Below are 23,821 nucleotides of genomic sequence, written 5' to 3'. Positions count from 1 at the left end.
TTCACTCTTTCACCGGAACACCCCAGGTCAATGACCGCCTCGCCGGATGCCACCGGTTCGTGTGCCTCCCTCGCGCGGGCGCGGCGTCAACCGCCATCCGTCGCCCTGCCGTTCGACGAACCCCAGAGAGTGAAGTTCGTACAGTCTGCCGATGACTTCATCGGTGTCGGTGCCCGCGGCGAGGGCGAGCTCCTCCAGCCCGGCGGGGCGGGCCGCGGGCACCGCTTCGAGGACGCGCGCGGTGTCCCGGTGCAGCAGGTCGCGGGCGAGCACGGGGCCGCGCCGCTCGGGCGCCAGCTCGCCCATACCGCCCACCAGCTCGACCACCTCGGCGGCGTCCGTGACGAGCACCGCCTCCCCGCGCAGCAGCTCGTGCACCCCGGCGGAGAGCCCGCTGGTGGCCGGCCCCGGCACGCCCATGGTGAAGCGGCCGAGCTGCGCGGCCCGCCGGGCGGTCACCAGGGATCCGCTGCGGTGGGCCGCCTCCACCACGACGGTGCCCCGGGTGAGGGCGGCGATGACCCGGTTGCGCAGGACGAACCGGCTGGCGGTCGGGTGGCTGCCGGGCGGCAGCTCCCCGAGCACCAGCCCCTGCCCGGCGATCCGGTCGAGGAGCTCGGTGTGCCCGCGGGGGTAGGCCACGTCCGCCCCGCATGCCAGCACCGCGGCCGTGGCACCGCCGGAGGCGAGCGCCCCGCGGTGGGCGGCGGCATCGATCCCGTACGCCGCCCCGGAGACCACCACCCAGCCCCGCTCGGCGAGGCCCGCGGCCAGGGTCTGGGCCATGTGCGCCCCGTACGGAGTGCAGGCGCGGGCGCCGACGAGGGCGACCGAGCGCAGCGCCCAGGTCCGCAGGTCGGGGCGGCCCCGGACCCAGAGGCCGACGGGCCGGGCGTCGCCGAGGTCGTCCAGCTGGGACGGCCACTGCGGCGAGCCGGGGCAGATGAACCGGCCGCCCCACGCAGCGGCAGCCGCGAGGTCCCGCCCGGGATCGGCCAGCGCCGCCCGTCTGCGGTATCCCGCGAGCCGCTGCCGGCCCACCCCGGTCAGCACCTCCGGCTCCGGCTCCGGGCCGGTCAGCAGCCGCATCAGCCCGACGGCGCCGTGCTCGCGCAGCCAGCGACCGCCGTGCTCCTCGCCGGGCTCCAGCACCCGCGTCAGCGCGGCCCGGGCCTCCCTCTCGTCCGCCGGCCGGACACCGGGCCCCTCCGCGCCCCGCGCACCTCCCGGTCCGCCCGGCCTCCCGGGCGCTTCGAGCGGCTGCCCCGCCCTGGTGCCGGGCCCGGCCGGCGGGTCGGCGGACCCGCCGGGGCTGCGGCCGGTCATGACCCGGGCCCCGTGGCCAGGGCCGCCCCGCGGGCCACTCCGGTCCGCAGCTCCAGGGCGACCGCCATGTCCAGCGCGTCGGGCCGGTCCCGGCCGCGCAGGTCGGCCACGGTCCAGGCGACCCTCAGGACCCGGTCCAGTCCGCGGGCGGTGAGCAGCCCGCGCTCCATGTCCCGCTCGGCCTGGGCCAGCGCTCCGGGGGCGGCCTGCCAGCGGGTCCGCAGCTCGTGCCCGGGCACCTCGGCGTTGAGCCGCCAGGGCGTGCCGGTGAACCGGGCACCGGCCCGCTCGCGCGCCTCCTGCACGCGGTCGGCGACGGCCGCGGTGTCCTCCCCGCGCCCGCCCCCTCCGAGCAGATCGGCGCGGGTGACGGGCTCGACCGCCACCCGCAGATCGACCCGGTCGAGCAGCGGCCCCGACAGTCTGGCCTGGTAGCGCCGCACCACCGAGGGCGGGCAGTCGCAGCCGGTGCCGTGCAGGGTGTGCCGCCCGCACGGGCACGGGTTCGCCGCGAGCACCATCAGGAAGCGCGCCGGCAGCCGGACCACCCCGGCGGCCCGGGCGATGACCACGTGCCCCGATTCGAGGGGCTGGCGCAGCGCGTCCAGCGCCTTGGCGCTGAACTCCGCGGCCTCGTCGAGGAAGAGCACCCCGCGGTGGGCCAGGGAGACCGCCCCGGGCCTCGGCACCCCGGCCCCGCCGCCGACCAGGGACTGCATGGTGGCCGAGTGGTGGGGCGCGCAGTACGGGGGCCGTGCGACGAGGGGTTCGCCGGGCGGCAGGATTCCCGCGACCGAGTGGACGGCCGTGACCTCCAGGGAGTCCTCCCGCGTGAGCGGCGGCATGACCCAGGGGAGCCGCTCGGCCAGCATCGTCTTGCCCGCGCCCGGGGGCCCGCTGAGGAAGAGGTGGTGGCCCCCTGAAGCGGCCACCTCCAGGGCCCTGCGGGCGCTGTGCTGACCGGCGACGTCGGCGAGGTCGGGGAAGTCCGGCGCGCCCCCCTCCCCGGCCCGCTCGCGGGAGATCCCCGTCCCCAGTCCCGCGCCCGGGACCACCAGGCCCGCCTGCATCGGGTCCGGGCGCCCCGGCGGCTCCGGCAGATCCTCCTCCGGTACGGCGGCGTCGGTCAGGACCGCGATCAGCTGGCGCAGGCTGCGCACCCCGAGCACGGAGACGTCCGGGACGAGCATGGCCTCGGCGGCGCACTGCTGGGGCACGACCACATGGCGGTACCCGGCGTCGGCGGCGGCGAGAACCGCCGGCAGGATGCCCCGCACCGGACGCACCCGGCCGTCCAGCCCCAATTCCCCGATGAGCACCAGGTCGGCAATCACCCCGGGGTCGAGCACCTCGGCGGCGCCCAGTACGGCCACCGCCACCGCCAGATCGAAGCCCGCGCCGGCTTTCGGCACGGAGGCGGGGCTGAGCCCGACCGTCAGCTTCTTCTGCGGCCACGCGGCCCCCGAGTTCACGACGGCGGCCCGCACCCGGTCCCGGCTCTCGACCAGCGTCTTGTCGGGCAGTCCCACCAGGGTGAAAGCCGCGACTCCCGGCTCCAGATCGGCCTGGACCTCGACCACCACGCCGTCGACACCCACCAGGGCCACCGAGCAGGCCCGTGCGAATCCCATCAGGCCACCCCCCTGACGTGCTCCACCACGGGCGCACCGCGCCGCGGCAGCAGGACCCCCACCAGGTCGATGCGCACCCCGCCCGCGGGCGGCCCGCCGTGGTCGGCGAGCCAGCGGCCGGCGAGCCGGCGTAACCGCTCGGCCTTGCCCGGGCGGACGGCGGCCATGGGGTGCTCGAACTCCCCCGCCCGGCGGGTCTTGACCTCGCACACGACGAGGGCGTCCCCGTCCCGCGCGACGATGTCGATCTCCCCGCTGCGGCACCGCCAGTTCCTGGCGATCACCGTCATCCCGGCCTCGGTCAGCCGCCGGGCCGCGAGCTCCTCGCCGTACCGCCCCAATGCCTGCTGTGCCACGCCCTTCGCGTTCATCCGGCACCACCTCCGGTACCGACGATGCCGCGCGGCCGTCCACCCGGTGGATCTTGGTGGACAGCCGGGCCGTTGTGGACAACCCGCTCACCCCTGCGGGGGACGCAGCCCCCGGAACGAGCGGCCGCGCGCGCCGCGGATCAGCTGCCCGGGAGCTCCAGATCGGTCTTGTTGAGCTCCTCGATGTTCACGTCCTTGAAGGTCAGCACCCGTACCTGCTTGACGAAGCGGGCCGGCCGGTACATGTCCCACACCCAGGCGTCGGCCATGGTGACCTCGAAGAACACCTCCCCCTGGACCGAGTGCACCTGCATCTCGTAGTCGTTCGTCAGGTAGAAGCGACGTTCCGTCTCGATCACGTACTTGAACAGCCCGACGACGTCGCGGTACTCCCGATAGAGCTTCAGCTCCATCTCGGTCTCGTACTTTTCGAGGTCCTCGGCGCTCATGGCATGTTCCCCTTCAGCCGTGCGTCCCCCTATTGTGCGCCAGGCCCGTGCGCCCCTAAACGATTTCCGGGGCCAGGACCACCGGCGCACCCGGAGGGCCGTTGTCGAGCAGCGTCCGGAGCAGCTCGGCGAGTCTGGTCGGGTACACCGTCTCACGGGCCGCGAGAAGTTCCTCGGAAGTCCACCATCTCGCCCCGGCCACGCTGCGCCTCTCCAGGTCGGTCAGCCCGCCCATCTCGGTGCGCGTCCGGGTCGTCCTGGCCAGGTAGTACCACTCGTCCTGCTCCCAGCGCCGCCCGTCGAAGGGGAAGGAGCAGTACCGGCGCCACAGCAGCGGCCCCAGTTCCACCTCGGTGATCCCGGTCTCCTCGGCGAGCTCCCGCAGGGCGGCCTGCTCCCGGGTCTCCCCGCCCTCCAGTCCGCCGCCCGGGGTGAACCACCACGTGTCGGCCGGGTCGTCCGGTTCAAAACCGTGCAGCAGCAGGATCCGGTCCTCGGGGTCCAGGAGGATCACCCGGGACACCTTGCGGGGGCCGTCCGCAGCGGCCGGGTCAGCGGGCACCGGCCCGCTCCTGCCGCCGCCCGCGTCCCAGGACCCGTACGAGGGGGCCGTACGCCGCTCCCAGCACCACCAGCGCGGCGCCGGCGGCCACGGCCGCGAGCTGGAGCCGCAGCGGACCGGGCCGCGAGGTCCCGCCGGGCAGGGCGGCGTACGTCCCCGGGCGTTCGAGCATGCTCATCGTGGGCCAGGCCAGGGCGTCGACGCGGGCCTGCACCGTCCCGCGGGCCACGGTCCCCTGGCCGGCCTCCTGCAGGTGCGCCCGGGAGTCCAGGGAGGCGGAACGCCGGTCGCCCAGCAGGAACAGGTTGCCCTCGGGCACCGTCACCTCGAACGGCGTGTTCGAGGCCGCCCCGGGGATACCCGCCGCCGCGCCCTCGGTCCCGGTCTGCGGCTGCGGCGTGTGCTCGATGTACGGCTCGTCGAGCTCCTTGCCGTTGACCGTCAGCCTGCCGCCCTTGCCGCAGCACTTCACGGTGTCCCCGCCGATGCCGACGACCCGCTTGACCATGGGCGAGTCACTCCACATGGCATCAGTAAAGATGACCACGTCGCCTCGGCGCACCTGGCCGCCGTCGATCCGCTGCGCCAGGACCCGGTCCCCGGGCTTGACCGTCGGCATCATCGAGTCGGTGGGCACGGTGTACGGCTGGTACACGAACGCGCCCCACACGAAGCCGCCCAGGAAGAGCACGAAGCCGATGGCCACGGCCAGTCCCGACATGACGTTGCCGAGACCGCCGCGGCCACCCTTGGCCCTGCGTATGTGCTCCGTACCGCTCTCTTGCGTTCCGCCCATTGCAGCGCCCCCACACTTTCGGGATCGACGACCTGGGCGGCACCCTACCTGTCGGTACGGCCGGAGGTCAGCCTCCGCCTGCGCCACATGACCAGCGGCACGGCGCCGGTCAGACCCAGCGCGGCCGGGCCGAGGCCGACCGGGGCCAGGCCCGAGGCCCCGAGGCCGAGGGCCGCTGCCGCGGCCTGGTGGCCGATGCCCGGCTGGTCGAAGGTGTCCGGGATGGGAAGGGTCGCCCAGCGGGTGACCGGCCACGCGACCACCACGGCCCGCCCGACCACCTTGTCGACCGGCACGAAGCCCTGGGTGGAGTCCTGCATGTGGTAGCGGGAGTCCTGCGAGTTCTGCCGGTGGTCGCCCATCACCCAGATCTTGCCCTTGGGGACGGTGATCGGTCCGAAGGGGGCGTCGTCGCAGGGGGTGTTGCCGGGGAAGATGTACGGCTCGTCGAGGGGCTTGCCGTTGACGACGACCGGTCCCCCCTTCTTGCACTCGACCGTGTCACCGCCGATGGCGATGGTCCGCTTGATCAGGTCCTTCTCGTCGGCCGACGGCATAAGGCCGATCTTGCTGAGGATCTGCTGCGCGAAGTTCGGCTCCGGCGTGGGCTCGCCGGACAGCCAGTTCGCCGGGTCGTGGAAGACCACGACCTCTCCGCGCTCGGGCTCCGAGCCGAACCACGGGGTCAGCTTGTCCACCAGCACCCGGTCGCCGCGCTGCAGGGTGTTCTGCATCGAGTCGGACGGGATCGAGAACGCCTGGACCAGGAAGGTCTTGATCAGCAGGGCCAGCAGCAGGGCGATTCCGACGAGGAGCGGGAGCTCCTTCCAGAAGGACCGGTGCGGGCGCGCCGCGGCTTCCTCGCCGTCCTTCCCGGTCTCGCGCTCGACGGCGTCGTCCGGCCGCTCCTCGCCTTCGTCGCGTCCGGATCGCGCGCCTACCGCCACATCCCCCACATCCACTCCTCACTCGGAAATCGCCGCCCGCGCCGATCGGACACGGGCCCTCCCCTCCCCTAACGAGCGGGAGTTCCCTAAGGCGCGGGAGACCCAGGACACACTATGCGAACGGCGCGGTCCGGCGGCGCCCCCGGCGGCCGCGTCGCCCACTGCGTGCCTGATCGGGCACCGTACGGAAGGTCGCGGGCTGTTCCAGCCTCCGCCAGTGGTCGAACGGCCATGCGATCACCACGGCCTGACCCACCACGCCCTTCTCGTCGATGGTGCCCTGGAAGGGCTCGTCGAGGTGGTAGCGCGAATCCGCCGAGTTGGCCCGGTGGTCGCCCATGACGAACAGCCGCCTGGGCGGCACCTGCACCTCGAAGCGGATGTCGGAGGGCGAGTTGCCGGGATTGACGTACGGCTCGTCGAGCGGGGAGCCGTTGACGGTCACCCGGCCCTTGGCGTCGCAGCACCGGACCGTGTCGCCGCCGACCCCGATCACCCGCTTGATCAGGTCCTGTTCGTCGGCCGAGGGCAGCAGGCCGATGAACGTCAGGGTCTGCTTGACCTGCTTGACGCCGACCGGGTCGGAGGCGGGACGCGCCGCCTCCCCCTTGAGCCAGCCGCCCGGGTCCTTGAACACGACCACGTCGCCGCGCTGCACCTTGGAGCCGAACCACGGGGTCAGCTTGTCCACCAGCACCCGGTCGCCGATCCGGATCGTCTGCTCCATGGACCCGGACGGGATGAAGAAGGCCTGCACCAGGAAGGTCTTGAGGAGCAGGGCGATGCACAGGGCCACCACCACCAGCAGCGGCACCTCGCCCACCCGGCGGGTACGCCTGCGCCGCCGCACCCGGCGGGCCAGCCGGCGCCGCTCGGCCCGGCCGCCGCCCTCCACGGCGGTCACCGGGACCGGCTCCGGCTCCGGCTCGGGCGCGGGTTCCCGCCCGCCGCGCGGGCGGCCCCGGCTACCCATGCCCGCCGCCGGCACCGGCCGCGGCCGTGCCCGTACGCGTCGCGCCCCAGCGCGAGACCGGCCAGCCGACCCAGTCGGCCCGCCCGATCACCTTCTCCACCGGCACCATCCCCCCGCCCGGCTCCCCCAGGTGGTCCCGGGAGTCCCGGGACTGGGACCGGTGATCACCCATCACCCACAGCGTGCCCAGGGGCACGACGATCCGGAACGGCACCTTCGAGGGGGCGTCGCCGGGGTAGAGGTACGGCTCGTCCAGTGCCACCCCGTTGACCTTGATGCGCCCCCCGGCGTCACAGCAGACGACGTCGTCGCCCCCGACGCCCACGACCCGCTTCACGAAGTCGGTGTCCGAGGGCTCGCCGAGCCCGAGGGCCGAGCCCACGCCCTCCAGTGCCCCGGCGACCGGGTTGCCGCCGCCGGACCGCTCCGGGACGAAGGAGCCCGTGCCGTCGAAGACCACCACGTCGCCGCGCGCCGGCCGGCTGCCGAAACGGTACGCCAGCTTGTTCACGAGCACCCGGTCCCCCACCTTCAGCGTCGGCTCCATGGACCGGCTGGGGATCAGGAAAGGCTGCACGACGAAATTGCTCAGCAGCAGCAGGAAGGCCGTGCAGACCACCCCGAGCACGGCGGCGCGCCGCCAGGTCATGAACGCCCGCAGCCCGGAAAGAGCGAAGCGCGGCCGCCCCTCCCCCGTGCCGGGGGAGGAGTGGCCGCGCTGTGTGAGCTCTGCTTCGGTGTCCATCGGGGGCGAGCCTATCCGGCCGACCCCGGGAACCGGAGAGGAGATCAGCGGTCGCGCTTCTCCTTGATCTTCGCGGCCTTGCCGCGGAGCTCACGGAGGAAGTACAGCTTGGCGCGACGCACGTCACCGCGGGTGACGAGCTCGATCTTCTCGAAGATCGGGGAGTTGACCGGGAAGGTGCGCTCCACGCCGACGCTGAAGGAGACCTTGCGAACGGTGAAGGTCTCGGAGACGCCAGAGCCCTGGCGACGGATGACAACGCCCTTGAACTGCTGGATACGGGAGCGGTTGCCCTCGATCACGCGGACGTGCACGTTGACGGTGTCACCCGGGCGGAAGGCCGGGACGTCGGAGCGGATCGAGGCGGCGTTGACGCCATCGAGCAGGTGAGACATGTTCTTCGTCTGCTTTCTTCGCACGACGCCACAGGTCGCCGGTGCGGATTTCCGTAGAGAATTCGGGAGCTGGGCCACTCTGCGGACGACGGTCCCCCTGTGGCAGGGGCGTACGCGAGCACACAGCAGCCGCCTATTCTTCCACGGCGTCGGGCCTGCGCCAAAATCGGCCGTCGGCGGTCGGCTTCCAGCCCAGGATGCTCAGCATCTCCCGGTCCTTCTTGTCGAAGGCGGAGGCCTCGCAGCGCTCGATCAGGTCGGGGCGGTTCTGCGCGGTCCGGCGGAAGGCCTCGTCCCGGCGCCAGCGGGCGATCTTCCCGTGGTGGCCGCTGAGCAGCACCTCGGGGATGCCCCGGCCGCGCCACTCCGGGGGCTTGGTGTAGACCGGCCCCTCCAGCAGGTTCTCCATCTCGCCGGGGGCGAAGGAGTCGTCGCGGTGCGATTCGGCGTTGCCGAGCACTCCGGGCAGCAGCCGGGCCACGGCCTCGGTGATGACCAGGACGGCGGCCTCGCCGCCCGCCAGCACGTAGTCGCCGATGGAGACCTCGTAGACCGGCATCCGCGTGGCGTACTCGTCCACGACCCGGCGGTCGATGCCCTCGTAGCGGGCCGGGGTGAAAAGGAGCCAGGGCCGCTCGGAGAGCTCGACGGCCAGTTCCTGGGTGAAGGGGCGGCCGCTGGGCGTGGGGACGACCATGACCGGCCCGCGCGCGCCGGACTCGTACCCGTCGGCCAGCGCCTCGTCGAGGGCCTCGCCCCAGGGCCCGGTCTTCATGACCATGCCGGGACCGCCGCCGTAGGGGGTGTCGTCGACCGTGTTGTGCCGGTCGTAGGTCCAGTCCCGCAGGTCGTGGACGTGTACGTCGAGCTGCCCGCGGGCCCGCGCCTTGCCGACGAGGGAGACGTTCAGCGGCTCCAGGTACTCGGGGAAGATCGTGACGACGTCGAGACGCATCAGGCTTCTTCCCCGGCCTCGGCCCCGTTGTCGCGGGTGGAGACGATCTCCGCGCGGTCGTCGATCAGCCCCGGCGGCGGGGTGATGACGCAGCGCTGCTCCTCCAGGTCGATCTCGGCGACGATCTCCTCGACGAAGGGGATCATCACCTCGGTGCCGTCCGGCCGCTCGACGATGAAGAGGTCCTGCGAGGGCAGATGGGAGATCTCGGTGATCCGGCCGACCTCTGTGCCGTCCTCCAGCACCACGTCCAGGTCCATGAGCTGGTGGTCGTAGTACTCGTCCTCCTCCTCCGGCAGCTCCGCGGGGTCCACCTCGGCGATCAGCAGGATGTTGCGCAGCGCCTCGGCGGCGGTGCGGTCCTTGACGCCTGCGAAGCGGAGCAGGAGCCGGCCGCTGTGCACGCGGCCCGCCTCGATGGTCAGCGGACCCGCCGAAGCCGGCTCGGTCTGGAGTACGGCGCCGGGCCCGAGCCGCAGCTCCGGCTCGTCGGTCCGCACCTCGACGGTGACCTCACCCTTGATCCCGTGGGCGCGGCCGATCCGCGCGACTACCAGCTGCATGTCTCTCCTGTTCAGACGACGACGGGCCGGGGCGGGCACGAATGCCCTCCCCGGCCCGTGCCGGTGATTCAACTGCTCAGCGGACCTGGTCCACGTCGACGAGGTCGACGCGGATCCCCCGGCCGCCGATGGCGCCCACGACGGTACGCAGGGCACGTGCGGTGCGGCCGTTGCGGCCGATCACCTTACCGAGGTCGTCGGGGTGGACCCGGACCTCCAGCACCTGCCCGCGACGCAGGTTGCGCGAGGCGACCTGCACGTCGTCGGGGTTGTCCACAATGCCCTTCACGAGGTGCTCAAGAGCCTCCTCGAGCATGCTCAGGCCTCGGTCGACTCGGCGGCGGCCTCAGCCTCGTCCGCCTTCTTGTCGGCCTTCTTCTTCTGAGTGATGGCCTCGCCCTTGCCCTCGCCGACGCCCTCAAGGGCCTTGGCGAACTCGTCGAAGGAACGACGCTTGTCTTCCTTCGTCGCCGGCTGCAGCAGCGGCGCGGGGGCCGGGAGACCCTTGTGGGCCTGCCAGTCACCGGTGAGCTTCAGGATGGCGAGGACGGCCTCGGTCGGCTGGGCGCCGACGGAGAGCCAGTACTGGGCGCGCTCGCCGTTGACCTCGATGCGCGACGGGTTGTAGGTCGGCTGGTAGATGCCGATCTCCTCGATCGCGCGGCCGTCCCGGCGGGTGCGGGCGTCGGCGACGACGATGCGGTAGTGGGGAGAGCGGATCTTACCGAGGCGCTTGAGCTTGATCTTGACTGCCACTGGAGTGGTGTCTCCTGAACTTGACGTGGTTGGGCACATGAGATGCCACGTGGGGTTGCGGTACTCGGGTGCCCGATGGACGCGTCAGCCGGAGGAGAGAGGGGTCCTGTGCGACTGTCGAGTACAGCTTGCCATTGTGCCACATGCCTGCGGCCCCTCACGCGGGGAGGGTGAGCAGGGGCATGCGGGCACGCTCCTGCGGCCCGTACGCCCCCTCCCCCTCGGCGGGCCGCCGGTGCCGCCCCTTCCCCGTGCCGCCCGAGCGGCCCGCTCAGGAGGCCAGGGCCGGGACCGCGGTCTCGGGGATGCGGAACGGCTTCATGCAGCCGCCGCACACGATCGGCGCCTGGGCCAGTACGGACGGGACCACCCGCACATTGCGCCCGCAGTCGCAGACCGCCTTGACGCGCACCCCTCCGCCGGAGGAGCCGTGCCGGGCGGCGGGCCCGCGGAAGCTGCGCTTGGTGTCGGCGGACGTGGCGGCGGTGTGCGCCTTCAGCGCGCGCTGGAGCCGCTCCATGGTGGGTCGGTAGCGCCGCTTCGCCTCGGGAGTGAGCGAGACCAGCGAGAAGCCGCTGCTCGCATGCGGCTCGTCCGAATGGTCCAGCCCCATCTCCTCGGCGATCGCGAGGAATCTGCGGTTGTGGTAGCGGCCGGCTCGGGAGGTGTCGCGCACTCCGCGGGCGGCGGCGATGCCGTGGACTGCCTCGTGCAGCAGTCGCTCGAAGGAGAGTGCCCCGCCGCAGGCGGACGAGGACTCTCCGATCAGGGACTCGGGCGCGGCAAGGTCAGGCAGCTCGGGGTGGTACCGCTGAATATCGGCCCACGCCTGCGCCAGCTCTGCGGCGAGAACAGGTGGTGTCGTGCTCACGTCGTGACAACGAGCCGAGGGGCCCCGGTGTTCCGATTCCGGGCCATTCCAAATTTTTTGCACGTACCAGTCAGTTCAGTCTCATGCGTCCTGACGAGGACGGGTGCGCCGATCCCAGGAGGAGTCGGTACGTAACGAGAGCCAAACGAACAGCCCCGGCGCACGGCTCGTGCCGCGCGCCGGGGCGCATCAGTCTTCAGCGGTCGGCGACCGGGCGGTCAGTACGAGCGCGCGACGATCGCGAGCGTACCCGGGGCGTCGTCCGCCTCCGGAACCGACCCGTCCTCGGCGACGAGGCAGCGCACGGAGACGGCCTGCTCGCCGAGCTTGGCCTCGCCCTCGGGGCCGAGGTCGGCCCACGGGATCCGCGCCCAGCCACCGGCGACGGCGGCCTCGGCGGCCTCGTCGATGGTGCGGACGTCGCAGGTGCGGGCCTCCCGGCGCTCGCGGGACTCGCGCAGCAGCTGCGCCTGGTCCTCGTCGAGCACCTTGGGCAGCAGGTCCACGAGGGAGGCGATCTGCACGGCCTCCTTGCCGCCCGGGATCCGGCGGGCCAGCATCGCGGTGCCGGCCTCCAGGTCGCGGGGGCCGATCTCGATGCGGACCGGTACGCCCTTGAGCTCCCAGTCCACGGCGCGGCGGCCGAAGGGGGTGTCGACGCGGTCGTCGACCTGGACCCGCAGGCCGGCGGCCTTCAGCTGGGCGCCCAGCTCGCGGACCTTCGCGACGGCCTCGTCGCCCTTGATCGCCATGACGACGACCTGGACGTGGGCGAGGCGCGGCGGGACCCGCAGGCCGTTGTCGTCACCGTGGGACATGATCAGACCGCCGACCATGCGGGTGGAGACGCCCCAGGAGGTCTGCCAGACGAGCTCCTGCTTGCCCTCCTTCGACAGGTACTGCGTGCTGAACGCCTTGGCGAAGTTGGTGCCGAGCTCGTGGCTCGTGCCCATCTGGAGGGCCTTGCCGTCGCCCATCATGCCCTCAAGGGTGAGGGTGTTGATGGCGCCGGCGAAGCGCTCCTTCGCGGTCTTGCGGCCGAGCACGACGTCGATGCCGAGCACGTTCGTCATGAAGTCGCCGTAGACGTCGCGGTGGATCCGGGCGGCGTAGTCGCGGGCGTCCTCGTAGGTGGCGTGGGCCGTGTGGCCCTCCTGCCACAGGAACTCGCTCGTACGGAGGAACACGCGCGGGCGCATCTCCCAGCGGACCACGTTGGCCCACTGGTTGATCAGCAGGGGCAGGTCGCGGTAGCTCTGCACCCACTTCGAGAAGTAGTCGTTGATGATCGTCTCGGAGGTCGGACGGACCACCACCGGCTCTTCGAGTTCCTTGCCCCCGCCGTGCGTGACGACCGCGAGCTCGGGGGCGAAGCCCTCCACGTGCTCGGCTTCCCGCGTCAGGTACGACTGCGGGATGAAGAGCGGGAAGTACGCGTTCTGGGCGCCCGCGTCCTTGATGCGCGCGTCCATCTCCTGCTGCATCCGCTCCCACAGGCCGTAGCCGTACGGCCGGATGACCATGGTGCCGCGCACCGGGCCGTTGTCGGCCAGCTCGGCCTTGTTGATCAGATCCTGGTACCAGCGGGGGAAATCCTCCGCCTGGGGGGTGAGAACGGGAGCCTTTGCCATGGCGCGAATGGTACGGCGCCGGGCGCTCGATGCGTGAATCGGGTGGCGCACTCCTCTGGACGCGGGGGCGAATGGGGAGTTCTCTGGCAACGGGGGCAAGGGGGCGACAAGGAATCAGGAGCGCTCTTTCGATGACACCGACGCCGACGGCGACGCTCGTCGCCCGGGACTGGGCGGAGATCCAGGAACGGATGCTGGTACCGCTGTACGAGGCGGTCTACGACCGGCTGGAGGTCGGGCCGGGCGACCGGCTGCTCGGGCTGGACTGCGGGGCCGGGCTGGCCCTGCTGCTGGCCGCCGGGCGGGGAGCCGCGGCCGCGGGCGTGGAGGCGGACCCGGCGCGGCGGGCCCTGGCGCGCGAGCGGCTGCTGGACGTCGCCGCGGACCCGCCGGCCGCCCCGGCCGGCCCGCGGCCGTACGACGTGCTGCTGGCCTTCTCGCCGTCCGCGCAGGCCCTGGACGCGGCCCTGCCCTCGGTCCGGCGGGGCGGGGCGGTGGTGCTCGCCGACTGGGGTCCGGCCGAGCGCTGCACGGTGCCGGTGGTCCTGGGCGGCGGACCATCACCGAACGACCTGGACGCGACGGCGGCCGGCGCGGGGCTCGTGCCCGACGGGTCGGGGCGGGTGTTCTGCCCCTTCGGGTACGCGGACGTGGACAGTGCGGTGCGGGGGCTGCTGTCCACGGGCCTGTACGAGACCTCCTCCGATCCGGCGCAGGTCGAGAAGGAGCTGACGGAGGCCCTTCACCCGTACGAGCGACCGGACGGCTCCGTCTGGCTGCCGAACATCTTCCGCTACGTGATCGCCCGCCGGCCGTAGCACGGGCGGCCCGCCGGGGCCCGCCTCCCGCGGGCCCCGGCGGTCACTTCGCCGTACGGACGATCCCGGCGGCGGCGTACGCGGCCGGCTCGTCCAGGGTCTCGTTCGCCAGCAGGGCCTCGGCCAGGGCGTCGAGTTTCGGCCGGTGCTCACGCAGCAGCCGGCAGGCCTCCACGTAGCACTCGTCCACGATCCGCCGCATCTCGTGGTCCACCGCGTCGAGGGTGGCGGGGGCGGCGGACAGGCCGTACGGGCTCTGCGCGTCGGACGGGATGGCGGTGAGGCGGCCGATCCGCTCGCTCATGCCCCACCGGCCCACCATGCCGCGTACCAGGCTGGTGACCTGTTCGAGGTCGTTCTCCGAGCCCGTGGTGATCACGTCGTAGACCACGTGCTCGGCCGCCATTCCGCCCAGCGCGCCGATGATGCGTCCGCGCAGGTACTCCTCGGTGTACGCGTACCGGTCGGCCTCGGGCGTGGACAGCGTGACGCCCAGCGCCCGGCCGCGGGGCACGATCGTGATCTTGCGTACCGGGTCGGCGCCGGGCTGGAGCATGCCCAGCAGGGCGTGGCCGCTCTCGTGGTAGGCGGTGCGGCGGCGCTCTTCCTGAGGCATCACCAGCGGCCGTTCCGCGCCCAGCTGGACCTTCTCCAGGGCGTCGGACAGGTCGGCCTGGGTGACCGTCTGCTGCTTGCGCTTGACCGCCAGCAGGGCGGCCTCGTTGGCGAGGTTGGCGAGTTCGGCTCCCGTCATGCCGGGGGTCGTACGGGCCACCTGCGCCAGGTCCACGCCCGCGGCGAGGGGGATCTCGCGGGTGTGGATCCGCAGGATGGCCTCGCGGCCGCTCTTGTCCGGCGGGGAGACCATCACCGTGCGGTCGAAGCGGCCGGGACGGGTCAGGGCCGGGTCCAGCACGTCCGCGCGGTTGGTGGCGGCGAGGACGACCACCCCCTCCGAGCCGGAGAAGCCGTCCATCTCGGTCAGGATCTGGTTGAGGGTCTGCTCGCGTTCGTCGTGGCCGCCGAGCCCCGCCCCGCCTCCGCGGACCCGGCCGATGGTGTCGATCTCGTCGATGAAGATGATCGAGGGGGCGACCTTGCGCGCCTCGGCGAAGAGCTCGCGCACCCGTGAGGCGCCGACGCCGACGATCATCTCGATGAACTCGGAGGCGGAGGCCGAGAAGAACGGCACCCCGGCCTCGCCGGCGACCGCGCGGGCGAGCAGGGTCTTGCCCGTGCCGGGCAGACCGGCGAGCAGCACACCGCCCGGCATCCTGGCGCCCATCCGCCGGTACTCCTCGGGGTTCTTGAGGAAGTCGACGACGTCGTTCAGCTCCCCCTCGACCTCGTCGATGCCGGCGACGTCGTCGAAGGTGGTCCGCGGGGCGCCCGCCTCCAGCTCCACCGGTCTCGGCGGCCCCTTGCGCCCGAGGCCGCCGAGCCCGCCGCCCATCGCCGAGCCCATGCGGCGGGCGATGAGCACCCACAGCAGGACCAGGAGCAGCATCGGGGCGAGGGAGATCAGGAGGTTGGCCAGGAAACTGCGCTGCACGACCACCGGGGAGGCCGTGACGTTGACGTTCTGCTTGGTGAGGTTGGCCCACAGGTCGTCGTCGGCGAAGGCGGGCCGCTGGGTGACGAACTTCTTGTAATCGCCCTTTGCGCCGCCCGGGACGGGCTCGGCGGCCTTCAGCTCGCCCTGGATCGCATCGCCCTTGGAGTAGATCTTCGAGACGTTGCCGCTCGCGACCTGCTTGCTGAACTCGGTGTACGAGATGGTCGGCTCGTCGCCGTCGTTGAAGAACGACAGCACGAGGTTGGTCACCAGGAAGACGATCAGGGCGGTGAGGACCAGCCCGCGCCAGCCGCCGGGCATCTTCTTCTTCGGGGGCGGTGCGCCCTCGGAGCGCCAGGGCGTGTCGGCCCGGTCGCGGGGCGGTGCGGGGGTGGGGCTGGGCACGGGGCCTCCTTGCTGCCGTCAGCTGCCGTCAGCTGCCGTCACTGCCGTCCTCCCGGCTGACCATAAGGGATATACCGCCCGGCTGCGCCCGCAGCTCCCACGCAAAGGGGCCCCGGCCGTTTCCCGGCCGGGGCCCCTGCGCGCGTGCCTACTTCATGAACTTCTTGAACTCGTCGGGCAGGTCGAAGTCCTGTCCGGGCTGCCCCGCGGCCGGGAGGCCGAACGGGCTGCCGGCCGCGGGCGAGGCGGGCTGCGCGCCCTGCTCGCGGCGGGCGGCGGCTGCCGCCTCCTCTTCCTTGCGCTTCATCGGGTTGCCGCTCTTGCGCTTGCCCTTGGCCTGCTTGACCTGCTTCTTCTGCCGGCCGGGGCCGCCGCCCATCCCCGGGATGCCCGGCATCCCGGGCATCCCGCCGCCCTGGGCCATGCGGGACATCATCTTGCGGGCGTCGAAGAAGCGCTCGACCAGGTTCTTGACGGCGCTGACCTCGACGCCGGAGCCCTTGGCGATACGGGCACGGCGCGACCCGTTGATGATGTGCGGGTCCTGGCGCTCGGCCGGGGTCATCGACTTGATGATCGCGGCGGTGCGGTCGACGTCGCGCTCGTCGATGTTGTTGATCTGGTCCTTGATCTGCCCCATGCCGGGGAGCATGCCGAGCAGCTTGGAGATGGAGCCCATCTTGCGGACCTGCTCCATCTGGGCCAGGAAGTCGTCGAGCGTGAACTCCTTCGGGCCCTTCGCCAGCTTGGCCGCCATCTTCTCGGCCTCGGCCTGGCTGAAGGTCTTCTCGGCCTGCTCGATCAGGGTGAGCATGTCACCCATGTCGAGGATCCGGCCCGCCATGCGGTCCGGGTGGAAGGCGTCGAAGTCGTCGAGCTTCTCGCCGTTCGAGGCGAACATGATCTGTTTGCCGGTGACGTGCGCGATGGAGAGCGCGGCACCGCCACGGGCGTCGCCGTCGAGCTTGGAGAGCACCACGCCGTCGAAGCCGACGCCGTCGCGGAAGGCCTCGGCGGTGTTGACCGCGTCCTGGCCGATCATGGCGTCGACGACGAAGAGGATCTCGTCGGGGCTGACGGCGTCGCGGATGTCCGCGGCCTGCTGCATCAGCTCCTGGTCGATGCCGAGGCGGCCGGCGGTGTCGACGATGACGATGTCGAACTGCTTGGTGCGGGCGTACTCGACGGAGTCCTTGGCCACCTGGACCGGGTCGCCGACACCGTTGCCCGGCTGGGGCGCGTAGACGGCCACACCGGCGCGCTCCGCGACCACGGAGAGCTGGTTGACGGCGTTGGGGCGCTGGAGGTCGCACGCCACCAGCAGCGGGGCGTGGCCCTGGCCCTTGAGCCACAGGCCGAGCTTTCCGGCGAGGGTGGTCTTACCGGCACCCTGGAGACCGGCGAGCATGATCACGGTGGGCGCGGTCTTGGCGAAGCGCAGGCGCCGGGTCTCGCCGCCGAGGATCGAGACGAGCTCGTCGTTGACGATCTTCAGGACCTGCTGGCCCGGGTTCAGCGCGCGGGAGACCTCTTCGCCGCGGGCGCGCTCCTTGACGTTCCCGATGAAGGAGCGGACGACGGGGAGGGCGACGTCGGCCTCAAGGAGGGCGATACGGATTTCCCGCGCCGCAGCGTCGATGTCCTGCTCGGAGAGGCGGCCTTTGCCCCGCAGGGACTTGAAGGTCGCGCTGAGGCGGTCGGAAAGCGTATCGAACACGGTGGTCGCGATTCCTCGGGTCGGGGGCGTGGTGGTCGCCCCCCAGGGTATCGGCCCGATCGCGGTGCTGACCCCTGCCTCTCCTCTCCGAGGTGCGACCCGGCCCGACGGGCGCCCGGCCCGGGCTCCGTCCTGCCCCTCCGCGCAGCGGTTGCCCAGGGGCCCGGCCGCCCACGCCCCGGCTCCGCACAACAACGCCGGCCCGGCCCCGCAGGGCGCTGCCTCAGGTCAGCGCCGCCTCCAGGGAGCGGGACAGGGCCGCGGCCGCCGTCGTGGACAGCGGTTTGCCGTCGCCGTCGACCACGTACAGCGAGTCCACCGCATTGGCGCCCAGTGTCGACACGTGCGCGCTGCGGACCCGGACCCCGCAGGACTCCAGCGCCCGCCCGATCCGGTGCAGCAGCCCCACCGCGTCCGGCGCCCGGACCTCCACCACGGTGGCCAGGGAGGAGACGTCCGGGACCACCGTGACCCGCGGGGGCGGCGGGACCACGCCCCGCCGCCGCGGGTACGCCGCCTCCCGGCCGGCCAGCTTCGCCGCGACGTCGAGCGAGCCGTCGAGCGCCCTGACCAGGTCCGTCCGAAGCCGGGCCGCCTCCGGCAGCGCCCCGTACTCCGCCGCCACCCGCCACCTGAGCACCAGGACCTCACCCAGCCGGTCGGGCAGCTCCAGCGAGCGCAGGTCCGCCGCCCGCACGGTGAGCCGGTGCAGGGCGAGGACGCCCGCCACCGCCGGGAGCACCCCCGGCTGGTCGGGAACGGCGACGACGAGTTCCACGCCCACCGCGTCCGCCTCCTGCCGGGTGTGCAGCGCGAGCACCGGCTCGCGGGTGCGCAGGGCCTCCACGGCGAGGCGTTCCTGTTCGGTGCCGGGGATGTCCAGCTCGCGCACCGCCGGCGTCGCCCCGCGCAGGACGGCGGCCACCCTGGCCACCAGGTCCGCGACCAGCGAGCCCCGCCACGCGCTCCACGCCGCCGGCCCGGTGGCCAGCGCGTCCGCCTCCGTCAGCGCGTGCAGGACCTCCAGCGTGCCGGTCGACCCGACGGCCTCCGCGACCGCCTGGACGGTCGCCGGATCGTCGAGGTCGCGCCGCGTCGCGGTCTCGATCAGCAGCAGGTGGTGGCGTACGAGGATGCCCAGCACGGCGGCGTCCTCCGCGTCGAAGCCCACCCGCACCGCCATGTCGCGGGCGATCGTCTCGCCCGCGACCGAGTGGTCGCCGGGCCAGCCCTTGCCGATGTCGTGCAGCAGCGCGGCCATCAGCAGCAGGTCCGGGCGGCCCACCCGGCGGGTCAGGGCCGAAGCCCGCACCGCCGTCTCCACCAGGTGCCGGTCCACCGTCCAGGTGTGCACGGGATTGCGCTGCGGCCGGCACCGCACCCGCTCCCAGTCGGGCAGCAGCCGGGTGATGATCCCCTCCGCCTCCAGGGCCTCCCACACGGCCACGGTCGGCTCCCCCGCGCCGAGCAGGGTCAGCAGCTGCTCCCGCGCCTCCGCGGGCCACGGCACGGGCAGCGGCCCGGCCTGCGCGGCGAGCCTGCGGACGGCGTGCAGCGACACCGGCAGGCCCGCCTGCGCGGCCGCGGCCCCGAACCTCAGCGGCAGGACCGGGTCCCGGTCGGGCCGGGCCGCCAGCGCCAGTACGGCCTCGCCGTCGGACTCCACGACCCCCTCGGCCAGCGGTGCCCGCTCGGCCGCAGCGGCCCCCCGCGCCCCCAGCAGCCCGCGCAGCCTCGGCCGGGCCGCGCGCGCCCGCAGGACCCGTCCGACCTCCCGCCAGGTGACGTCGCCGGCGTAGGAGACGATCCGCGCGGCCTCGTAGACCTCGCGCAGCAGGGCATCGGCGTCGAGCAGCCCCAGCTGCGCCGCGACCTGGTCCTGTTCCTGGAGGGCGAGCCGGTCGGTGGCGCGGCCGGTCACCAGCTGGAGGGCGTCGCGCGCGTCCAGCAGCCGCCGCCGGGCCTCGGCCAGGCCCTCCCGGGGGGCGTCGGCCAGCCAGGACGCGGCGACGGCCCGCAGCGCCGTGGCGTCGCGGAGCCCGCCCCGGGCCTCCTTGAGGTCGGGTTCGAGCAGGAAGCGCAGCTCCCCGGCCCGCTCGGCCCGCTCCCGGCACAGGGCGTGCAGCTGCGGGAGCCGTTTGGCGGCCTGGTTGCGCCAGTCGGCCAGTACCGAGGTGCGCAGGGCCGCCAGCATGCCGACGTCACCGGCAACCGGGCGGGCGTCCAGCAGCCCGAGGTGCACCTTGAGGTCCTCGGCGGCGGTCCTGCGGGCCTCGGCCGGGGTCCGGACCGAGTGGTCGAGGGCGACGCCGAGGTCCCACACGGGGTACCAGAGCCGGTCGGCGAGCGCGCTCAGTGCGCGCGGCTCGGCCTTGCCGTCGTGGAGCAGCAGCAGGTCGAGATCGCTGCGCGGGGAGAGTTCGGCGCGCCCGTAGCCGCCGACGGCGACCAGGGTGGCGCCCCGGACGCCGGTCTCCCGTACGGCGGTCGTGAACAGGGCGTTCAGCCAGTCGTCGGTCAGTCCGGCCAGCGCGGAACGCCGCGAGGGCCCGGACTGCGACTCCTCCTGGAGGAGTCGCAGCCGGGCCGCGGCGTAGGCGCCGGGTCCCGGGTCGGACCGGTCGTTCGCATCACCCGTCGTGGGGCCTTCGACGCTCGTCACCCGGCAGCTCCCGTCCCTCAGAGCGCTTCGGCGCCGCGTTCGCCGGTACGGACCCGGATGAGCGCGTCCACGGGGACGCTCCAGACCTTGCCGTCGCCGATCTTCCCGGTACGGGCGCTCTTGACCAGGATCTCCATCACCGACTCGGCGTCCTCGTCCTCGACGACGACCTCGATGCGGATCTTGGGTACGAGGTCCACGGTGTACTCGGCGCCCCGGTAGACCTCGGTGTGCCCGCGCTGGCGGCCGTACCCGCTGGCCTCGGAGACCGTGAGCCCCTGGACCCCGAACCGCTGGAGGGAGTCCTTGATCTCGTCCAGCCGGTGGGGCTTCACGATCGCGGTGATCAGCTTCATGCGTCTACCTTCTTGCTCGCGGCGGCAACGTGGACGGGTGCGGCGGTGCTCCGGGAGGAGGCGCCGCCCCCGGCTCCGCTGAAGTCGTAGGCGGTCTCGGCGTGCTCGACCTGGTCGATGCCGGAGATCTCGTCGTCCTCGCTGACCCGCATTCCGATCGTCTTGTCGAGGAGGAAGGCGAGCAGCGCGGACGCCACGAGAGAGTAGGCGAGGACGGAGAAGACTCCGATGGCCTGCTTGCCGAGCTGCTCCAGGCCGCCGCCGTAGAAGAGGCCCTTGGCCTCGGACTGGACCCCGCCGGTGGCGAAGAGGCCGACGAGGAGCGAGCCGGCGATGCCGCCGACGAGGTGGACGCCGACGACGTCGAGGGAGTCGTCGTAGCCGAACTTGTACTTGAGGCCGACGGCCATGGCGCACAGCAGGCCGGCGATGGCGCCGATGCCGATCGCGCCGAGCGGGGAGCAGGAGCCGCCGGAGGGGGTGATGGCGACGAGGCCCGCGACCGCGCCGGAGGCGGCGCCGAGGGTGGTGAAGGAGCCGTGGCGCAGCTTCTCGTAGCCGAGCCAGGCGAGCATGGCGGCGGCGGTGGCCACCTGGGTGTTGACGAACATCACCGCGCCGACGCCGTCGTCGTTGCCGAGCCAGGATCCGGCGTTGAAGCCGAACCAGCCGAACCACAGCAGGCCGGCGCCGAGCATCACGAGGGGGAGGCTGTGGGGGCGCATCGGGTCCCGCTTGAAGCCGACGCGCTTGCCGATGACGAGGATCACGCCGAGGGCGGCGGCGCCGGCGTTGATGTGGACGGCGGTGCCGCCCGCGAAGTCGATGACGCCGAGCTCGAAGAGCCAGCCTCCGGCGCCCCAGACCCAGTGGGCGACGGGGAAGTAGACGACGGTCACCCACAGGGCGGTGAACAGGGCCCAGGCGCTGAACTTCACGCGGTCGGCGAGGGCGCCGCTGATCAGGGCGGGGGTGATCACGGCGAACATCAGCTGGAAGACGGCAAAGACGTAGACGGGGATGGTGTAGCCGTCCCACAGCTCGGTGATGCCGATGCCGCTGAGGCCGACGTAGTCGGAGGACCAGCCGATCAGTGAGCCGGAGTCGGTGCCGAAGGCGAGGCTGAATCCGAAGAGGACCCAGAGGATCGTGACGATCCCGAGGCTGATGAAGCTCATCATCAGCATGTTGAGGCTGCTCTTGACGCGGACCATGCCTCCGTAGAAGAAGGCGAGGCCCGGGGTCATCAGCATGACCAGGGCGGAGCAGATGAGCATGAACCCGGTGTTCGCGGCAGAGAGCGTCGGGGCGTCTGCCGCGAGGGTCGTGATGGCTGATGCCATCGGCGTCTCCTCGTCGTCGGTACGTTCGCGTGCGGGCGATCGTGAAAACCTGAGCGGCGCAGGGCTTGGGCCTGAGGGGGAACCCGGGCCGGGCCTGGGGACTGGCCGGTTATTGACCCTGAGACTCGCGCAGGCCGGTTTCCGGCGGCGCCGCTCGATGTTTCACGGCGGTGACGAAGAGGTCGGGCGTGTTACGCGTCCATGAACGGCTGTACGGGGTGAGCCGGCCGCGGCAGCACCCGGGTGACCTGGCTGGGGGAGCCTGATCGGGCTACACGGGGTGACTGCCGCGGCCGGGGCCGGGGGCGTCCGCCAGGGGCCGTCAGACGGCCTCCGCGGCTTCGGGGAGCCGGGAGGCGAGGTGGTCGGTGAGCCGGACGATCTCGGCGACGCCGCCGTATTCGCGGGCCGCGGTGTCGACGGTCTTGCGCAGCCGGGTGTTCACCCGTTCGGACCGCACCTTTCCCGCCACGTCGAGGGCCTTGTCGACGAGGACGGCGGCCTGCTCGGGTTCGCGCTGGAGCAGGTGGACGGTGGCCATGCCGATGAGGTTGAGGGCGTAGGAGCGCTGGTGCTCCTGGTCCTTCTCGAAGAGGGCGACGGCCCGCTCCATCACGGGTTCCGCGAGGGAGGCGTACATGGGGCTGCGGCCCGCGACGTAGGCCAGGTCGCGGTACGAGTGGGAGTTCTCGCCGTTCAGTTCGGCCTCGGAGAAGAACCGGATCCAGTCGGGCTCGGGTTCGCCGCCGAAGCCGACGTCGCAGAAGGTGTCCTCGGCCATGCGGACGGCCCGCTTGCAGCGGCTGGGCTGGCCCATGTTGGCGTAGGCGCGGGCCTCCATCGCATACAGCATGGCCTGGGTGCGCGGGCCCGCGCAGTCGCGGCTGCCGTACTGCGCGAGGTGGATGAGTTCCAGGGCGTCCTCGGGGCGGCCCAGGTGGATCATCTGGCGGCTCATGCTGGAGAGGATGTACGAGCCGAGCGGCTTGTCCCCGCCTTCCTTCGCGGCGTGCAGGGCGAGGACGAAGTACTTCTGCGCGGTGGGGTGCAGGCCGATGTCGTAGCTCATCCAGCCGGCCAGTTCGGCGAGCTCCGCGGCCACCTTGAAGAGCCGTTTCATGACGGGCGCCGGGTGGCTCTCCTGGAGCAGGTCGGTTACCTCGTGGAGCTGGCCGACGACGGCCTTGCGGCGCAGCCCGCCCCCGCACTGGGCGTCCCACTGGCGGAACATCACGGTGGTGGCCTCCAGGAGGCCGAGTTCCGGTTCGGACAGCCGGGGCGGCCGGTGTCCCCCGAGGGCGCCGGCCGCCGCCTCGCGCGGGACCGGATCGGCGGCCGGGACCGGCACGAGCCAGCGCTGCATGGGCTCGATGAGGGCGGGACCGGCGGAGAGGGCGAGGGAGGTGCCGAGGAAGCCGCGGCGGGCCAGCATCAGGTCGCTGCGGGAGAACTCGCCGAGCAGCTCGATGGTCTGCGGGCCGGCCCAGGGCAGGTCCACCCCGGAGACCGAAGGGGTCTGGTGGGCGGTGCGCAGCCCGAGCTGTTCGATGGCGACGACGGAGCCGAAGCGCTCCGAGAACAGCTCGGAGAGGATTCTCGGGACCGGCTCGCGGGGCTGCTCGCCGTCGAGCCAGCGGCGCACCCGGGAGGTGTCCGTGCTGATGTGGTGGGCGCCCATCTGGCGGGCCCGCCGGTTGACCTGGCGGGCGAGCTCGCCCTTGGACCAGCCGCTGCGGACGAACCAGGAGGTCAGTTGTTCGTTGCGGGCGGCAGCGCCCGGGATCCCCGGTTCCGCGTTCGTTCCGCTTGCGCTGCTGCCGCTCACTGGAACGCCCCCATCCGCTCAGGCCTCTTCACACGAAACCCTGGCTGGGGCGGCGGGCGCCGCCACGGACCTTCACGAGTCCTTCACACCTTGCCTCCGGCATACCCACGAACGGGGCCGCCTTCCGGGGTTCGTGCACCGAAAGTAATCCTACGATCACCCCTGCGGG

23 protein-coding genes are annotated in these 23,821 nt (G+C 72.6%); 1 reads left to right on the top strand and 22 read right to left on the bottom strand.

What is annotated here, in order from left to right; translation table 11 throughout:
* Window positions 1-27: 27 nt before the first annotated feature.
* The 16 genes from dprA to proS form a co-directional block, all read right to left on the bottom strand.
* Window positions 28-1,326, bottom strand: a complete 1,299-nt coding sequence (gene dprA / locus ABZ128_RS11785) for a DNA-processing protein DprA (protein WP_356847742.1) — start codon at window positions 1,324-1,326, stop codon at window positions 28-30.
* A complete protein-coding gene (locus ABZ128_RS11780) occupies window positions 1,323-2,957 on the bottom strand; it encodes a YifB family Mg chelatase-like AAA ATPase (RefSeq protein WP_356847741.1) in 1,635 nt (544 codons plus the stop codon). Before ABZ128_RS11780 ends, dprA begins: the two co-directional genes overlap by 4 nt.
* Window positions 2,957-3,328 carry a YraN family protein gene (locus tag ABZ128_RS11775; RefSeq protein ID WP_356847739.1) on the bottom strand — a complete coding sequence of 124 codons (372 nt, stop codon included), beginning with the start codon at window positions 3,326-3,328 and terminating at the stop codon, window positions 2,957-2,959. Before ABZ128_RS11775 ends, ABZ128_RS11780 begins: the two co-directional genes overlap by 1 nt.
* A gap of 140 nt (window positions 3,329-3,468) precedes the next feature.
* The gene (locus ABZ128_RS11770) at window positions 3,469-3,777 is read right to left on the bottom strand and encodes a DUF2469 domain-containing protein (protein ID WP_179178094.1); all 309 of its coding nucleotides are present in this window, start codon (window positions 3,775-3,777) and stop codon (window positions 3,469-3,471) included.
* 55 nt (window positions 3,778-3,832) lie between these two features.
* Complete coding sequence (locus ABZ128_RS11765) at window positions 3,833-4,339, bottom strand: NUDIX hydrolase (RefSeq protein ID WP_356847738.1); 507 nt, start codon at window positions 4,337-4,339, stop codon at window positions 3,833-3,835.
* Window positions 4,329-5,135: a signal peptidase I gene (gene lepB, locus ABZ128_RS11760; protein ID WP_356847736.1), complete on the bottom strand. Its 807-nt coding sequence runs from the start codon at window positions 5,133-5,135 to the stop codon at window positions 4,329-4,331. The genes ABZ128_RS11765 and lepB (ABZ128_RS11760) overlap by 11 nt, the downstream gene beginning before the upstream one ends.
* 44 nt (window positions 5,136-5,179) lie before the next feature.
* Window positions 5,180-6,082 (bottom strand): signal peptidase I, encoded by a 903-nt coding sequence (lepB, locus tag ABZ128_RS11755; RefSeq protein ID WP_356847850.1) that lies wholly within the window; start codon window positions 6,080-6,082, stop codon window positions 5,180-5,182.
* Between the two features lie 112 nt (window positions 6,083-6,194).
* Window positions 6,195-6,986 carry a signal peptidase I gene (gene lepB, locus ABZ128_RS11750; RefSeq protein ID WP_356847734.1) on the bottom strand — a complete coding sequence of 264 codons (792 nt, stop codon included), beginning with the start codon at window positions 6,984-6,986 and terminating at the stop codon, window positions 6,195-6,197.
* 61 nt (window positions 6,987-7,047) lie between these two features.
* Window positions 7,048-7,800, bottom strand: a complete 753-nt coding sequence (lepB, locus tag ABZ128_RS11745; RefSeq protein WP_356847733.1) for a signal peptidase I — start codon at window positions 7,798-7,800, stop codon at window positions 7,048-7,050.
* Window positions 7,801-7,844: 44 nt separating this feature from the next.
* The gene (gene rplS / locus ABZ128_RS11740; protein ID WP_356847732.1) at window positions 7,845-8,195 is read right to left on the bottom strand and encodes a 50S ribosomal protein L19; all 351 of its coding nucleotides are present in this window, start codon (window positions 8,193-8,195) and stop codon (window positions 7,845-7,847) included.
* A 133-nt stretch (window positions 8,196-8,328) separates the two neighbouring features.
* Complete coding sequence (gene trmD / locus ABZ128_RS11735; protein WP_356847731.1) at window positions 8,329-9,150, bottom strand: tRNA (guanosine(37)-N1)-methyltransferase TrmD; 822 nt, start codon at window positions 9,148-9,150, stop codon at window positions 8,329-8,331.
* On the bottom strand, window positions 9,150-9,713 hold the full coding sequence (gene rimM / locus ABZ128_RS11730) for a ribosome maturation factor RimM (RefSeq protein WP_356847730.1): 564 nt from the start codon (window positions 9,711-9,713) through the stop codon (window positions 9,150-9,152). Before rimM ends, trmD begins: the two co-directional genes overlap by 1 nt.
* A gap of 76 nt (window positions 9,714-9,789) precedes the next feature.
* Entirely contained in the window at window positions 9,790-10,029 is a 240-nt protein-coding gene (locus ABZ128_RS11725) for an RNA-binding protein (protein ID WP_007266827.1), read from the bottom strand.
* A 2-nt stretch (window positions 10,030-10,031) separates the two neighbouring features.
* Window positions 10,032-10,469: a 30S ribosomal protein S16 gene (gene rpsP, locus ABZ128_RS11720; RefSeq protein WP_030767532.1), complete on the bottom strand. Its 438-nt coding sequence runs from the start codon at window positions 10,467-10,469 to the stop codon at window positions 10,032-10,034.
* Window positions 10,470-10,740: 271 nt separating this feature from the next.
* Window positions 10,741-11,340 (bottom strand): hypothetical protein, encoded by a 600-nt coding sequence (locus ABZ128_RS11715; protein ID WP_356847729.1) that lies wholly within the window; start codon window positions 11,338-11,340, stop codon window positions 10,741-10,743.
* Window positions 11,341-11,558: 218 nt separating this feature from the next.
* The gene (proS, locus tag ABZ128_RS11710) at window positions 11,559-12,971 is read right to left on the bottom strand and encodes a proline--tRNA ligase (protein WP_356847728.1); all 1,413 of its coding nucleotides are present in this window, start codon (window positions 12,969-12,971) and stop codon (window positions 11,559-11,561) included.
* 131 nt (window positions 12,972-13,102) lie between these two features.
* Here proS and ABZ128_RS11705 point away from each other — a divergent pair, with 131 nt between their 5' ends.
* A complete protein-coding gene (locus ABZ128_RS11705) occupies window positions 13,103-13,789 on the top strand; it encodes a methyltransferase type 11 (protein ID WP_356847727.1) in 687 nt (228 codons plus the stop codon).
* A 43-nt stretch (window positions 13,790-13,832) separates the two neighbouring features.
* Here the strand turns inward: ABZ128_RS11705 and ftsH are convergent, their stop codons facing one another.
* The 6 genes from ftsH to ABZ128_RS11675 all read right to left on the bottom strand — a co-directional run bounded on the left by ftsH (window position 13,833) and on the right by ABZ128_RS11675 (window position 23,580).
* Window positions 13,833-15,749, bottom strand: coding sequence for an ATP-dependent zinc metalloprotease FtsH (ftsH, locus tag ABZ128_RS11700; protein WP_356847725.1), 1,917 nt, complete (start codon window positions 15,747-15,749; stop codon window positions 13,833-13,835).
* A gap of 148 nt (window positions 15,750-15,897) precedes the next feature.
* On the bottom strand, window positions 15,898-17,466 hold the full coding sequence (gene ffh, locus ABZ128_RS11695) for a signal recognition particle protein (RefSeq protein WP_356847723.1): 1,569 nt from the start codon (window positions 17,464-17,466) through the stop codon (window positions 15,898-15,900).
* Between the two features lie 223 nt (window positions 17,467-17,689).
* Window positions 17,690-20,128, bottom strand: a complete 2,439-nt coding sequence (locus tag ABZ128_RS11690) for a [protein-PII] uridylyltransferase (RefSeq protein ID WP_356847722.1) — start codon at window positions 20,126-20,128, stop codon at window positions 17,690-17,692.
* Window positions 20,129-20,145: 17 nt separating this feature from the next.
* The gene (locus ABZ128_RS11685; protein WP_356847720.1) at window positions 20,146-20,484 is read right to left on the bottom strand and encodes a P-II family nitrogen regulator; all 339 of its coding nucleotides are present in this window, start codon (window positions 20,482-20,484) and stop codon (window positions 20,146-20,148) included.
* Complete coding sequence (locus ABZ128_RS11680) at window positions 20,481-21,827, bottom strand: ammonium transporter (protein ID WP_356847719.1); 1,347 nt, start codon at window positions 21,825-21,827, stop codon at window positions 20,481-20,483. The genes ABZ128_RS11685 and ABZ128_RS11680 overlap by 4 nt, the downstream gene beginning before the upstream one ends.
* A 322-nt stretch (window positions 21,828-22,149) precedes the next feature.
* On the bottom strand, window positions 22,150-23,580 hold the full coding sequence (locus ABZ128_RS11675; RefSeq protein ID WP_356847849.1) for a hypothetical protein: 1,431 nt from the start codon (window positions 23,578-23,580) through the stop codon (window positions 22,150-22,152).
* Between the last annotated feature and the right edge of the window lie 241 nt (window positions 23,581-23,821).

The sequence above is a fragment of the Streptomyces sp. NPDC006326 genome, assembly GCF_040612915.1.
Taxonomy (GTDB): domain Bacteria; phylum Actinomycetota; class Actinomycetes; order Streptomycetales; family Streptomycetaceae; genus Streptomyces.
The sequence above is the reverse complement of the archived record's forward strand: the minus strand, read 5'-3'. Positions and strand labels throughout refer to the sequence as shown.